This window comes from Streptomyces sp. NPDC102467, from assembly GCF_044765445.1.
Taxonomy (GTDB): Bacteria; Actinomycetota; Actinomycetes; order Streptomycetales; family Streptomycetaceae; genus Streptomyces.
The window spans coordinates 48,283-62,570 of record NZ_JBIWKA010000018.1; the positions used below are offsets into that span (position 1 = coordinate 48,283).

At 71.1% G+C, this 14,288-nt stretch carries 14 protein-coding genes; all 14 read left to right on the forward strand.

The features are described from left to right. The first annotated feature begins 100 nt into the window (after positions 1-100). Complete coding sequence (locus ACIREE_RS32965) at positions 101-367, forward strand: DUF4235 domain-containing protein (protein ID WP_404160464.1); 267 nt, start codon at positions 101-103, stop codon at positions 365-367. 167 nt (positions 368-534) lie between these two features. Continuing rightward, positions 535-1,047: an SRPBCC family protein gene (locus ACIREE_RS32970; RefSeq protein ID WP_404160466.1), complete on the forward strand. Its 513-nt coding sequence runs from the start codon at positions 535-537 to the stop codon at positions 1,045-1,047. Beyond that, complete coding sequence (locus tag ACIREE_RS32975) at positions 1,040-2,665, forward strand: phytoene desaturase family protein (RefSeq protein ID WP_404160468.1); 1,626 nt, start codon at positions 1,040-1,042, stop codon at positions 2,663-2,665. The genes ACIREE_RS32970 and ACIREE_RS32975 overlap by 8 nt, the downstream gene beginning before the upstream one ends. A 20-nt stretch (positions 2,666-2,685) precedes the next feature. Beyond that, complete coding sequence (locus tag ACIREE_RS32980; protein ID WP_404160471.1) at positions 2,686-3,591, forward strand: SDR family oxidoreductase; 906 nt, start codon at positions 2,686-2,688, stop codon at positions 3,589-3,591. A gap of 9 nt (positions 3,592-3,600) precedes the next feature. Further along, positions 3,601-6,072 (forward strand): excinuclease ABC subunit UvrA, encoded by a 2,472-nt coding sequence (gene uvrA / locus ACIREE_RS32985; RefSeq protein WP_404160474.1) that lies wholly within the window; start codon positions 3,601-3,603, stop codon positions 6,070-6,072. 74 nt (positions 6,073-6,146) lie between these two features. Next, positions 6,147-7,049, forward strand: coding sequence for an NADP-dependent oxidoreductase (locus ACIREE_RS32990; RefSeq protein ID WP_404160476.1), 903 nt, complete (start codon positions 6,147-6,149; stop codon positions 7,047-7,049). Between the two features lie 207 nt (positions 7,050-7,256). Further along, complete coding sequence (locus ACIREE_RS32995) at positions 7,257-7,433, forward strand: hypothetical protein (protein WP_404160479.1); 177 nt, start codon at positions 7,257-7,259, stop codon at positions 7,431-7,433. An 86-nt stretch (positions 7,434-7,519) separates the two neighbouring features. Then, positions 7,520-8,032: a MarR family winged helix-turn-helix transcriptional regulator gene (locus tag ACIREE_RS33000; protein ID WP_404160481.1), complete on the forward strand. Its 513-nt coding sequence runs from the start codon at positions 7,520-7,522 to the stop codon at positions 8,030-8,032. Between the two features lie 163 nt (positions 8,033-8,195). Further along, a complete protein-coding gene (locus tag ACIREE_RS33005; protein ID WP_404160483.1) occupies positions 8,196-9,368 on the forward strand; it encodes a PP2C family protein-serine/threonine phosphatase in 1,173 nt (390 codons plus the stop codon). A gap of 202 nt (positions 9,369-9,570) precedes the next feature. Continuing rightward, positions 9,571-11,241 (forward strand): PP2C family protein-serine/threonine phosphatase, encoded by a 1,671-nt coding sequence (locus ACIREE_RS33010; RefSeq protein ID WP_404160486.1) that lies wholly within the window; start codon positions 9,571-9,573, stop codon positions 11,239-11,241. Beyond that, a complete protein-coding gene (locus ACIREE_RS33015; protein WP_404160488.1) occupies positions 11,238-12,347 on the forward strand; it encodes a B12-binding domain-containing protein in 1,110 nt (369 codons plus the stop codon). The genes ACIREE_RS33010 and ACIREE_RS33015 overlap by 4 nt, the downstream gene beginning before the upstream one ends. Then, complete coding sequence (locus ACIREE_RS33020; protein ID WP_404160491.1) at positions 12,344-12,787, forward strand: STAS domain-containing protein; 444 nt, start codon at positions 12,344-12,346, stop codon at positions 12,785-12,787. Before ACIREE_RS33015 ends, ACIREE_RS33020 begins: the two co-directional genes overlap by 4 nt. A gap of 44 nt (positions 12,788-12,831) precedes the next feature. Continuing rightward, positions 12,832-13,710 carry a SigB/SigF/SigG family RNA polymerase sigma factor gene (locus tag ACIREE_RS33025; RefSeq protein ID WP_404160494.1) on the forward strand — a complete coding sequence of 293 codons (879 nt, stop codon included), beginning with the start codon at positions 12,832-12,834 and terminating at the stop codon, positions 13,708-13,710. A 67-nt stretch (positions 13,711-13,777) separates the two neighbouring features. Then, on the forward strand, positions 13,778-14,239 hold the full coding sequence (locus tag ACIREE_RS33030) for a MarR family winged helix-turn-helix transcriptional regulator (protein ID WP_404160496.1): 462 nt from the start codon (positions 13,778-13,780) through the stop codon (positions 14,237-14,239). Positions 14,240-14,288 lie beyond the last annotated feature (49 nt).

Genomic DNA, 14,288 nt, shown 5'->3' on the forward strand with positions numbered 1-14,288 from the left:
GGCACGCGGTGGGGGCGGCCGGCCGCCACGGCGGACGAGCCGCTCGGCGCTCGGCCGCAGGTGTGGAACGAGAGGGCAACAAGGGCAACAGGAGGCACCGATGAACTTCGTGAAGATCGCCTACAAGCCGCTCGGCATCGGGCTCGGCATGGCGTCGGGCGCGGTGGCGGGCGCCGTCTTCCAGCAGGTGTGGAAGCGGGTCGGGCATGAGGAGGACGCGCCCGACGCCACGGACGAACAACGCCACTGGCGCGAGATCCTGATCGCCGCCGCTCTGCAGGGGGCCATCTTCGCCGTGGTCCGGGCGGCCGTCGAGCGAGGCGGCGCGCGGACCACGCAACGGCTCACCGGCGTCTGGCCGGATTGATCCCTCCCGGGACGTCCACCGCGTGTGCGGCCCGGCGCAGGTCGTGCCTTACTGGAACGTGGCCGGGGCAGCGCCCCTCGTAGCGCTCATGTTGAGACGAGCGGATCGGGGCACCCGGCGGGGGCACCGACAGGATCGGACCCCCCACGCGAACGCGGGAGACAGCAATGGCGCGGCGTCATCGAATGATCAAGGCGAGCCCCGCGGCGGTATGGACCGTCCTCGCGGACGGCAGCCGGTACGTGGACTGGGTGGTGGGGACCTCGTCGTCCCAGCCCGTGAGCGGCCGGTGGCCGGCTGTTGGGGCGGCCATCGAGTACGAGGTGCCGCTGGGCCCGGTGCGGCTCCATAACGAGACGGTCGTACGGTACTGCGAACCCGGCACCCTGTTGGAGCTGGAGGCGAAAGCAGGATTCCTGGGCACCGCGCGGATCTCCTTGCAGCTACGACCGTGGGGCGAGCGCTGCCTGGTGACGGTCGACGAACACCCGCTGCACGGCGCGGCCGGCACCTTGCACAACTTCGGGGCGGAAGCGGTGATCCAGCTGCGGCACCGCGCGATGCTCGCCCGCCTGGCGCGGGTCTGCGAAGCCGAGCAGGCACATCCCAAGAACGGCGACGGCCCGGCGACCGCCGGGAGCGGCGCGCGCCACCACGCGAGCGGCGAGGGTCATGCCTGACGCGGTGGTGATCGGCGCCGGCCCCAACGGGCTGGTGGCGGCCAACCTGCTGGCGGACGCAGGCTGGAGCGTGACGGTGCTCGAGGAGCAGCCGGAGCCCGGCGGCGCGGTCCGCCACGACCGCGGCGTGCACCCGGACTTCGTCAACGACCTCTTCAGCTCCTTCTACCCGCTGGCCGCTGCGTCCCCGGTGCTCGAGCAGCTTCGGCTGCATGAGCACGGCTTGCGGTGGAGCCATGCGCCCAGCGTGCTGGCGCACCCCCTCACCGACGGCCGCTGCGCGGTCCTCGACAGAAGAATCGACGTCACGGCCGCCTCGCTCGACCGCTTCGCGGCGGGGGACGGGGCGGCCTGGCGGCGCCTGCACGACGTGTGGGAGGACGTCCGCCCCGACATCCTGGGAGCGTTGTTCACCCCGTTCCCGCCCATCCGTTCGGGTGCACGCCTCGCCTACCGGCTCCGGACGGCCGGTGGGCTGCGCCTGGCCCGCTCGCTGGTGCTCCCGGCACGGCGGCTTGGCGAGGAGGAGTTCGTCGGCGAGGGCGGCCGGATCCTGCTCGCGGGCAACGCCCTCCACGCCGACCTCGCGCCCGAGGCCTCGGGCAGCGGCGGGTTCGGCTGGCTCATGGCGATGCTGGGGCAGACGTACGGCTTCCCCGTGCCGGTCGGCGGATCAGGCGAACTCGTCCGGGCCCTGGTCGCACGACTGGAGGCGCGCGGCGCGACGGTGCAGTGCGGCCGCAAGGCGGAACAGATCGTCGTGCGGGGCGGCCGGGCGGTCGCGGTGCGCACGGCCGACGCTGAGACGGTGGCCGCGTCGCGCGCCGTGCTCGCGGACGTGTCCGTGCCCGTGCTGTACGGCGATCTGGTCGCTCCTGAGCACCTGCCGTCCCAGCTCATGGACGACCTGCGCCGCTTCCAGTGGGACTTCAGCACTTTCAAGGTGGACTGGGCGCTCGACGGGCGGGTGCCCTGGCAGGCCGAGGAAGCGGCCGGGGCCGGCACCGTCCATCTGGCCGACGGCGTGGACGAACTCACCCGGTTCGCCGCGCAGATCGCCATGGGTCAGGTGCCCGACCGGCCCTTCTCGCTCTTCGGCCAGATGACCACCTCGGACGCCACCCGCTCACCCAGCGGGACCGAGTCCGCCTGGGCCTACACCCACGTCCCGCAGCACATTCGGGGCGACGCGGGCGACGAGAAGATCACCGGAACCTGGGACAGCCGGGAGCAGGAGGTCATGGCCGACCGGGTGGAGCGACAGGTGGAACGGTTCGCCCCCGGCTTCCGTTCGACGATCCGCGCGCGCCGCATTCTGGCCCCGCCCACCCTGGAAGCCCTCGACCGCAATCTGCACGGAGGCGCGATCAACGGCGGTACCGCGGCCATGCACCAGCAGCTGGTGTTCCGGCCCGCGCCGGGGACCGGCCGCGCGGAGACCCCGGTGACCGGCCTGTATCTCGCATCCGCGGGCGCCCACCCCGGCGGCGGGGTCCACGGCGCGCCGGGCGCCAACGCGGCACGCGCCGCGCTGCGCCGCCGGGCACCGGCCCCACTCGCCGCGGCGCAGCGCGTCCTGGCAGGCCGCGACCGTACGGGCCGCAAGCCGCAGAAGTGACCAGGAAAGGGCGAACACGCATGCAGGACAGCCCGCTGGCAGGCCGTACGGTCGTCGTGACCGGGGCCGCGCGAGGCCTCGGCGCCGCCCTCGCCCGGGAACTCGCCCACCGCGGTGCCCGGATCGCCTTGCTCGGCCACGAGAAGGACGCCCTCGAACGAGTGGCGGCCGACCTGCCCACACCCGCACTCGCGCTCGAAACGGACGTCACCGACGCCGAGGCACTGCGGGCCGCGGCGGACACCGTGCGGACCCGGTTGGGACGCCCGTCCGCCGTCGTCGCCAACGCGGGAATCGCCGAAGCCGGCTCGCTCCGCACGGCGAACCAGCAGACGTGGCGCCGCGTCATCGACGTGAACCTCACCGGGAGCGCGTTGACCGGGCAGACCTTCCTGCCGGACCTGGTCCACACCCGGGGCTACTACCTGCAGATCGCCTCGCTGGCCGCCGTCGGAGCCGTACCCATGATGAGCGCGTACTGCGCCTCCAAGGCCGGAGCGGAGGCCTTCGCGCACGCCCTGCGCACCGAGACGGCCCACCTCGGCGTTGCGGTGGGCGTCGCCTATCTCAACTGGGTCGACACCGACATGCTCCACGACGCGGACACCGACCCCGCGCTGAGGGACGTGCGCGCCATGCTGCCGCCCCCGGCCCGCCGGATCTCCCCGGTCGGACCCGTCGTCGCCCGGCTCGCGCACGCCGTGGAACACCGACGGACCTCCGTCTACCTACCCGGCTGGCTGCGCCTCGCCCAGGCGGGACGCGGACTGCTGCCGCCCGTCATCAGCCGCGTCGCCCGAGCCCACTACCAGCGCCTGGCAGCCGGCCAGCCCCTCCACCAGTCGGGCCCCCTGGGTCGGGGCGGCCGCGCCGACGGGGCCGTTCCGGACCGGAGCCGGGGCGCGGATCCCCGTCGGATCAGGTAGTCAGGAGTGGTGGAAAACGACACGACTGACCGGTTCGTACGCGTGCGGGGCGCGAGCGAGCACAACCTGCGGAGCGTGGACGTCGACGTTCCTCGCGACGCGATGGTCGCCTTCACCGGGGTCTCCGGTTCGGGCAAGTCCTCGCTCGCCTTCGGCACGCTCTACGCCGAGGCCCAGCGGCGGTACTTCGAGTCCGTCGCGCCCTACGCCCGACGTCTGCTGCAGCAGGTCGGCGCGCCGCAGGTCCAGGAGATCACCGGGCTGCCGCCCGCCGTGGCGCTGCAACAGCGACGCGGAACCCCGACGTCGCGGTCCACGGTCGGCACCCTCACCACGCTCTCCAACCTCCTGCGCATGCTCTACTCGCGGGCCGGGAACTACCCGCCGGACGCCGAGCGCCTGGAGGCCGAGGCCTTCTCGCCCAACACCGCGGCCGGTGCCTGCCCGCACTGCCACGGGCTCGGTGTCGTGCACGACGTCGCGGAGGACCTGCTCGTCCCCGATCCGTCGCTGAGCATCCGGGACGGGGCGATCGCGGCCTGGCCCGGCGCCTGGCAGGGGGCGAACCTGCGCAGCGTCGTGAGCGGCCTGGGCATCGACATCGACAAGCCGTGGCGCCGGCTGAGAAAGAAGGACCGGGACTGGCTGCTCTACACCGACGAACAGCCGTCGGTCCTCATCGAGCCGGAAGAGGACCGCATCGACTACGGCTACTACGGCAAGTTCTGGAGCGCCCGCGCGCACGTCATGCACGTCCTCGCCGACTCCAAGAGCGAGCGGATGCGCGAACGGGCCCTGCGGTTCGTGCGCAGCGTGCCCTGCCCGGAGTGCGAGGGGAGCGGTCTGAGACCGGAGGCGCTCGCGGTGACGTTCGCCGGTCACACCATCGCCGACATCAACGCGCTGCCCCTCACCGACGTGGTGAAACTCCTGCGGCCCGTCGCGGACCTGCCCGACGCCGCGGCGGCCACGGCGAACGCCCGGTCGGGGGAGGGGACGGAGGTGGCGGTCCGGATCTGCGCCGACATCGTCGCGCGCGTACAGGTACTGCTCGACCTCGGCCTGGGCTACCTCGGTCTCGGCCGTCGCTCCACGACACTGTCGCCCGGCGAGGCACAGCGACTGCGGATCGCCACCCAACTCCGTTCGGGTCTCTTCGGGGTCGTGTATGTGCTCGACGAACCTTCCGCGGGACTGCATCCGGCGGACGCGGAGCCCCTGTTGGACGTGCTGGACCGGCTGAAGGCGGCGGGCAACTCGCTGTTCGTCGTGGAGCACGACATGGACGTCGTACGACGGGCGGACTGGGTCGTCGACATCGGTCCCGGCGCGGGCGAGGGCGGCGGCCGCGTGCTCTACAGCGGCCCTGTGCCCGGCCTGGAACAGGTGGCGGAGTCGGCCACGAGCCAGTACCTGTTCGGCCGCGCGGAACCGTTCGAGAACCGTCCCCGCAAGCCGCAGGGCTGGCTGCGCCTGGGCGGCGTCTCCCGGCACAACCTCCACGACGTGTCCGTGGCCGTCCCGCTGTGTGTGCTGACGGCGGTCACCGGGGTGTCGGGATCCGGAAAGTCGACGCTGGTCACCCAGGTGCTGGCCGACGTCGTACGCGACCACCTCGGAGCGGCGCCCGACGAGCCCGACGAAGCGGTGGCCGCGATGGACGCGCGGGAGGTCTCGGGCCTGGAGACGTTCGACCGTCTGGTCCGGGTCGATCAGCGGCCCATCGGTCGCACACCCCGGTCCAACCTGGCCACGTACACGGGGATGTTCGACGCGGTACGCAAGCTGTACGCGGGGACGGACGAGGCCACGGCTCGCGGATACACGGCCGGGCGGTTCTCCTTCAACGTCGCCGAGGGACGGTGCGAGACCTGCCAGGGCGAAGGGTTCGTCGCGGTCGAACTGCTCTTCCTGCCCGGCACCTACGCGCCGTGCCCGACCTGTCGGGGCACGCGGTACAACGCCGAGACCCTCGAGGTGACGTACCGGGAGAAGAACATCGCCGACGTGCTGGCCATGTCCGTCGACACCGCCGCACAGTTCCTTGCCGACGTCCCGAGCGCGTCCCGGAGCCTTGAGACGCTCCGCGAGGTGGGCCTGGGATACCTGCGGCTCGGCCAGCCGGCGACGGAGCTCAGCGGCGGCGAGGCCCAGCGCATCAAACTCGCCACCGAACTGCAGCGGGCCCGGCGCGGCCATGCGCTCTATCTGCTCGACGAGCCGACGGCGGGGCTGCACCCCGCGGACATCGCGCTCCTGTTGCGGCAGTTGCACCGGCTCGTCGACGCGGGCAACACGGTCGTCCTGGTCGAACACGACCTGGACACCATCGCCACCGCCGACTGGGTCATCGACCTCGGTCCTGGCGGCGGCGACGCGGGCGGCCGGGTGATCGCCGCCGGGCCACCCGAGAAGATCGCCCGGTCCAGGCGCAGCGCCACCGGACGGTATCTGTCGCCCCGGCTGACGCACGGCCGGTGACCCTCCGGCCGTGACATACGGTGTTCGCGGCTCGCGGCAAGCGCGCCACCTCGGGGTCGAGATCGGAGTGATTGATGAAGGCGGTCCGCTTCAGCCGGTTCGGGGGCCCGGAGGTCCTGGAGATCGTGGATCTCCCCGCCCCGCACCCGGGGCCGGGCCAGATCCGGATCGCGGTGCGCGCGGCCGGCGTCAATCCGAGCGACTGGAAGAAGCGCCAGGGCCTGATGGACGAGGACCTCCCGCAGACCATGGGCCACGAGGCGGCGGGCGTCGTCGACGAGCTCGGCGAGGGCGTCGCGGACGTGGCCGTCGGCGACCGCGTGTTCGGTTTCTCCGCCGAGCCCCTCGCCCAGGCCGAGCTGACCGTACTGTCCCACTACGCGCCGATCCCGCCGTCGCTCGACTTCCCCGGCGCCGCCGCACTGCCGGCCGCTGTCGAGACAGCCACCCGTGCGCTCGACCAGCTCGGTGTCGGAGGGGGCAGCACGCTGCTCGTCAACGGGGCCTCCGGCAGCGTCGGCAGCGCCGCCGTTCAGCTCGCCGTGGCGCGCGGCGCGCGCGTGATCGGCACCGCGAGCCCGGCGAACCACGCGTATCTGCGCTCCCTCGGGACCGAGCCCGTCGCCTACGGCGAAGGTCTCGTCGAGCGCGTTCGCGCGCTCGCGCCCGAGGGCGTCGACACGGCGCTCGACGTCGCGGGCAGCGGTGTCCTGCCCGAGCTCATCGGGCTCGCGGGCGGTCCGGAGCACGTCGTGACGATCGCCGACTTCACGGGCGCGCGGGAGCACGGGGTGCTGTTCAGCCGCGGGGACAGCGGCCGTGCGGTGCACGCGCTCGCCGGGATCGGCGAGCTGATCGAGGCCGGCCGTTTCTCGCTGCCGGTCGCGCGGACCTTCCCGCTCACCGAGGTCGCGCAGGCGCACCGCGTCGGCGAGAGCGGTGACGTACGCGGGAAGCTCGTGCTGCTGGTCGACTGATCCGGTCTCGACATCCACGTACGCAGCCGGTCGGTGACTGTCTTTTCCGGTTCCACTTGCGTAGCAGAAAGGGCAGCCGATGACCGTTTCCGACATGATGACGTAGCGGACCGTGACCAGGGAGTGCGGATGATGTGAAAGCGTCGCAGGTCAATGAGGGTTTCGTACGGGCCGGTACGAGCCGCGAGCAGTGGCGTTGAGCCGCACATGAATGATCGGCGTGAACACGATGAGTACGTCAGCGGCGTACGGGCCGAACTGACCGGCGGCTACTGGCTCGACACCCCCGGTCGCAAAGGGCACGGATCCGGCGAGTGCCGCTGGTGCAAGGCGCTGCTGAAAGCCGAAACCGCGGCCAGGGCGCGGCGGAAGAGGCCGGCGTGAAGACCGTGAAGGCGCGTCCATGACGGCGGCGATCGGCGGTAGGCTCGTGCATCGTCGACCTCACTTTCGGACGGGAGCGTGCTGGAATGCCCCGAAGTCTGCCTTCCCGCACCCCTGAGCACGTGGCCCGCGCCGCGTGCCATGTGTCGGAGCTGCTCGAGGTGCTGTGGGGGCGTGGCCAGGAGGCCGCTTCGACCGGCCCGCTCCCGCCCTCGCAGTTCCGGGCGCTGACGGTGATCGAGGATCAGCAGCGGGTCAATCAGCGGGACCTGGGCGAGGCGCTCGGCTCGCGACCGTCCTCGGTGAGCCGCTTGTGCGACCGACTGGAGGCCGCCGGCCTGGTGGAGCGGCTGGCCAGCACCACCAGCCGCCGTGAGGTGGATCTGCGGCTGAGCCGACGTGGATCAGCCGTCCTCGATGACTTCCGCGCGTCGCGCGCGCGGGAGATCGAGGCAGTGCTGCGGACCATGTCACCGGCCCATCTGCGGACGTTGGCCGAGGGCCTCGAGCAGTTCCAGGACGCGGCCGCGGCGCACATCGGTCCGAGCACCGACCAGGGCGGAGCCGGGGGCTCCGGCTCCTCGGAAGCCATCGCCTGAACGGGTGGGGTCGGCGCGGGATAGACTCCTTCGACAGTTGCCACATGGCAATGTTTTTGGTGCTGTGACGTTCCCGTTCGGCTCGTAGGTGCGGTTCGGTGGCGTCCGACGCCCGTTCTCGTCTCCCGCTCGGCAGCCGGCTCGACCATTGAAGAAGGCTGTCGTGAAGAACTTTCTTGCCGCGGAACGCGCTGTCCGCACCGCCGCGCCCTTCGGGCTGCTGGAGGCGGTGCGCGAGACGTTGAGCGAGCACTACGGCGCCCTGAGCGTCGAACTGCTGATGGCCGACTACGGTCTCACCTTCCTGCAGCCGGTGACGGAGTTGCCGCACACCTCCGAGCCGCTGTCCGTCCACGGCAGCCCGGCGGGGCGGGCTTTCGCCAGCCAGGATCCGCGCAGTCATGCCGTGAGCGGCGGGGGAGCGGTGGATCTCTTCCTGCCGGTGACCGTCCGCGGCGACAGACTCGGCATCCTTTCCGTGCGGGTTCCGGAAGAGAGATGCACGCCGCAAGAGGTGGCGGAGCTCACCGATCTCGCGGAGATCCTCGGCCGCGAGATCGTTGTCGCCGACCGGGACACCGACGTCTATCTGCAGGCGCGCAGGGCCAGCCGACTCACCCTGGCGGCGGAGATGCAGTGGCAACTGTTGCCGGGGCGGGCCTGTACCCGTACGGAATACGCGATCGGCGCGCAGCTCGAGCCCGCGTACGCCATCCACGGCGACAACTTCGACTGGGCTGTGACCAGCGAGACACTCACCCTCACCATCACGAACGGCATGGGGGAGGGGATCGGCGCCGCGCTCCTCACCAACCTCGCCGTCAACGCCCTGCGGAACGCCCGGAGGGCCGGAATCGGCATCGCCGATCAGGCGGCCCTCGCCGACCAGGCGCTCCATGCGCAGCACCGGGGCGAGGAGTACGTCTCGACCCTGCTGCTCTCCTTCGAGCTGGAGACGGGCCGGGTGTGGGCGGTGGACGCGGGATCGCCCCAACTGTGGCGACAGCGTGGCATGACGGTGGAGCACATTCCCTTCGAGGCTCAACTGCCTCTGGGCATGTTCGAGGAGACCGACTACGTGGCGCAGGAGTTCCACGTGCGGCCCGGCGACCGTCTGCTGTTCGTGAGCGACGGCGTCTATGCCGCGCTGTCCGAGACGGGGGAGGAGTACGGCGAGCGGATGCTCGCGCGGGCGATCCAGGCCGCGAGCCTGCTGCCGGCGTCGGCGGTGCCCCGCGCGATCCTGCAAGAACTGGCGGACTACGTGAACGCTGTCGCCGACGATGACGCCCTCGTCGTGTGTTTGGACTGGTTCGGACGCGAAACCCGGTCCTGAACCCGACCCTTCGCGGGCCCCACGGCGGAGCGTCCGGGGTGGTGGTTGCCAGACACCTTCAGTCATGCAACTGTTGCCCTATGGAAACTGTGACCGTGCATGCTGAACCCGGAGCGGGGCAAGTCCGCTGCCGTCGGCGACGGTTGCTGTCCTGAGATTCCCCAGCGAAGGGTGGTGGGGATCCGCAGTGCGCGGGTCCCACATGATGATTTCCCCCACGGAGCCGACTAGCTCCCGAGGTACCGACGCGGACACCGCCGTCGGCCCGCGTGACCCGTATCCGACGGTCACCGTGGACGAGGCGGGCCGCGTCCTGTCCTGCAACGACCAGGCGAACGCGCTCCTCGAAGGCCTGCGCGCCGGGGCGTTGTTGGTGGACACGGCGCCCGCCTGGCTGGCCCAGGCGCACGCCGAGGCGCTCAAGAGCGAGGACCCCGAGCTGCCGGTGGCGTGGGGCCGGGTCGACGAGCGGACGGTGGACGCCTTTCCCAGCCGCGGACCCGACGGAGCGGTGTCCTGGTGGCTGGTCGACGACGGCGATCTGCGTTTCGCGAAAGACCAGTTGGAGAGCGAGCGGACCCGCTCGCGGGTTCTGCAGGAGGTCTCCAGCGAGCTGCTGGCATCGCTGAACGCGGACCGCTGTATGGAGGTGACCGCCCGGATGGCCGCGCAGCATCTCGCGGACGCGGCGGTCATCGTCGGTGTCCGCGCAGGCCGGACGTACCCCGTCACCCGCTGCACCACCGGGGGGCAGGTGGTGCAGGAGAAGATCACGCTGGACCCCGGCGACCTGCCGGGCCTGTCCGAGGCGCTGCTGGGCTTTCCGCCGGTGCCCTCGCGCTGGATCGATCCGGCCCAGGTCCCCGAGTGGGCGGTCCCGGCGCAGTTCACGGCCAACGGCGGACAGATCGGCTCGGTCGTGGTGGTTCCGCTGCCCGGTCACGGCCTGCCCGCCGGTGCCATCGTGATGATGCGCCACAGCGAGGAGGCGGCGTTCACCGAGGCCGAGGAGGCCTTCGCCCGGCTGTTCGCCGCCCGCGCCGGCGCGGCGCTGTCGGCCGCCCGGATATACGCCGAGCAGACCCACATCACCGATGTCCTGATGCGGGAGTTGCTGCCGCCCGTGCTGCAGGGCGTGCGCGGCGTCGACTTCTCCGGCCGCTACCGCGCGGCTGCCGCCAGCGAGCGGATCGGCGGTGACTTCTATGACGTCTACCCCGCCGACAGCGACGAGGCGGAGACGTTCGCGGTCCTGGGCGACGTGTGCGGCAAGGGCCTCGAGGCAGCCGTGCTCACAGGGAAGATCCGCAACACGATCGAGGCGCTGCTCCCGTTCGCGGCCGACCACCATCGGGTACTCACCCTGCTGAACAACGCGCTCCTGACCTCACATCACACGCGCTTCGCGACGCTGGCCCTCGCCTCGGTGAAGCGCGAGGGAAGTCGCGTACGGCTGCGCGTGTCGAGCGGAGGTCATCCCACTCCGCTCATCGTGCGAAGCGACGGGCAGGTCGAGGAAGCCGACACACAGGGCATGCTGATCGGCGCCCTGCCCACCGACATGGTCAAGGTCACCACGGCAACCGTGGAACTCCAGCCGGGGGAGACGTGCCTGCTGTACTCCGACGGCATCACCGAGGCGCACGGCGGCCCGCTCGGCGACGTCATGTTCGGTGAGCAGCGCCTTCGCAACACGCTGGCCCGGTGCGCGGGCCTGCCGGCCGAAGCGGTCACCGAGTACGTACAGATGGTCGCGTCGCAGTGGATCGACGGCGGCCCGCACGACGACATGGCCGTGCTGGCCATCACCGCACCGCGCAATAACCACCTCACCGCGGTGGACGGCCACACCCGGGGCAGGTTCACAGCATGACAACAGGTGAGACAACCGCAGGCGCCCCCGCGGCGCTGACCTACAGCGACCTGCGCGAGCAACTGTGGCGAGCACTGATCGACTGCGACGACACGCACGCTGTCGCGCTGGTGCGCTACGCCGTGGGTGAAGGCGATCCCGCACGGGTGGCGGCGGTGGCCGAGCGGGTGCTCCTCGAACTGATCGCCCCGGCGCAGGAACGAGTCGGCGTCGAGTGGGCGGCCAACAGGATCACCATCGCGCAGGAGCACGCGGCGACCGCGATCAACGAGCGATGCGTCTCTGCCGTCGCCGACGCGGCCGCGCCCGTCCTGGGCAGCCCGGTTCGGGGCCGCGTGACGGTGGCGTGCGTGGACGGCGAATGGCACGCGCTGCCCGCCCGCCTGGTCGCCGAAGTCCTGCGCCTGCGGGGGTGGAACGTCGACTATCTGGGAGCGCAGGTCCCCACCGAGCACCTCATCGCCCACCTCCACCAGCGCCCTTCCGACGCCGTGCTGCTCTCCTCCTCCATACCCTCCCATCTGCCCACGGCCCACGCGGCGATCAGCGCCTGCCGGACCACCGGCACGCCCATCCTGGCCGGCGGCGCCGCGTTCGGCCCGCAAGGCCGTTACGCGCACCGGATGCAGGCGGCGTGGGCTCCGCACGCCGTCGGCGCGCACACTCTGTTGGAGCAGGGGCTCGACCGGCCCGTCGTCGACGCGGCCCGCCTGCCCGACCTGGATCTGCCGCACCTGTCCGACCAGGAATACACCTTGGTCAGACAGACGAAACGGCAGCTGGTCAAGCAGACTCTCGCCGACGTCGAGGATGCTTTTCCACCGATGCGCTCCTACAGCGAGCTTCAACGGGAGCGCACGGCCGAGGACATCGACCACATCGTCACCTACCTGGTCACCGCCCTCTACGTCGACGACGCCGAGCTGTTCACCACGTTCGTCGCCTGGACCGTCGGCATACTCGACGCGCGAGGCGTCCCTCCGCGGAGTCTGTTGCCCGCACTGGACTCACTGCTGCACCAGCTGAACGATTTCCCGCGCGCCACCGGCATCCTCGCCGCAGCGCGCGGAGCGCTGACCGTTCCCGGACCCGGGCAGGCCGCATGACTACCCACGCCGCACTGAACCTCGAGTCGTCCGCATCGCGCGGCGGCGTGCTCACGCTCCGCGTCACCGGGGCTCTCGACTACGACACCAGTGGCTACTTCACCCGGCACGCCACCGAGGCCCTGGCCGATCACCCCGCCACCCGGGTCCTGCGGTTGCACTGCGCGGGTCTGAGCGGCGTCGACTCCATGGGCCTGTCCACGCTCCTCGGGCTGCGCCGTCAACTCGATGAGGTCGGGGCGGCGCTGCGCATCGTCGAGCGTTCCCCGCGCCTGGACCGGCTGCTGACCATCACCGGAACCTTCGAGTACCTCGTCGGCGCGGCGGAGTCGACGGAGGCCGAGCAGGACTCGGCTGCTGCCGAGTCCGATTCCGGGGCCGAGGCCGACCAGGCGGACGCTCCGAAAACTGGCAGGCATGCGGGTGGAGTGTCGGGGTAATCGTGGCGGGCAGGGAAGAAAGCCAGTTCGAAGGGGCGGGGCAGATGATTACCGTGGCGACGCAGCACCAGCAGCGGACCCAGGACGCGGACACGCAGGCTCAGCAGTTGCTGGAGCGTGCCTACGAGAACCCCGCTTCCATCGCGCCGAGGGACGCTCGCGAGGTCGGCCGCCACTTCTTCGACCGCCTCACGCGTCTTGAGGAAGGCACGTCCGAGTACAGCTACGTGCGCAACGCGCTGATCGAGATGAACCTCTCGCTCGTCAAGTACGCGGCCTCCCGCTTCAAGCACCGCGGTGTGCAGGAGATGGAGGACATCGTCCAGGTCGGCACGATCGGCCTGATCAAGGCGATCGACCGGTTCGAACTGACCCGTGAAGTCGAGTTCACCTCCTTCGCGGTCCCCTACATCACTGGCGAGATCAAGCGGTTCTTCCGGGACACCTCGTGGGCCGTGCACGTGCCGCGCCGGCTGCAGGAAGCCCGTATCGAACTGTCCAAGGCCACCGAGGAGTTGCGCACCCGACTGGGCCGCATGCCGTCCACCGCCGAGCTCGCCGAGCTGATGCAGCTCGACGCGGGCGAGGTCGCCGAGGTCCAGAAGGCGTCGAACGGCTACAACTCCGTCTCCCTCGACGCGGCCGTCGGCTCACATGACGACGAGTCCGACACGATGCTGGCCGACTTCATCGGCATCGACGAGGACCGGTTCGAACTCGTCGAGAACTTCCACGCCCTGGCCCCGCTCATCGCCGACCTGGACGACCGCGACCGCACCCTGATCCACCTGCGTTTCGTCGAGGAGCGCACGCAGCAGCAGATCGGCGAGGAGCTGGGCTGCTCGCAGATGCACGTCTCCCGGCTGATCAGCCGCGTGGTCGCCAAGCTCCGCGCCGGCCTGCTGGCGACCAACGAGGGCTGACAGGGCGCCCGGCCTCGCCGGCGCAGGGCATCGGGGACGTCCCGGTCGGCGTCGATAGGGTGTCCAGGTGGAAAGTCGTGAACCTCACCCGGATCTGCAGGCCCTCGGCGTTCAGCTGCGTCGGCTCAACGGCGAGCTGAACCGCCTGGTGCACGGCTTCGCGGCCGGGCAGGGTCTGCACCCCACGGACGTCCAGGCGCTGGCCGCGATTCTGGATTCCGAGGTCCCGCTCACCCCGAGTGTGCTGCGGCATCGGCTGGGGCTCACCTCCGGCGCGGTCAGCGCGTGTGTGGACCGGCTGGAGCGGGCGGGACACATCAACCGGGTCCGCGAGAGCGCGGACAGAAGAGTCGTTCATCTGCACTACGTGCCAGGTGCCCAGGCTCGGGCGAGGCGGTATTTCGGCCCCTTGGCGGAGGCCGCCGACCGGGTCCGGAGCGGTTTCAATGAACCCGAACTCGCCGTTGTGCTGCGGTTTCTGAGCAACCTCAACGAGGAGCTCACGGAGACCAAGAGCCCGCAGGTGTAGGCGGGCCGCCTGCATCCGATGAGGCGGCCCGAGCGGAACCCCCTTGTGA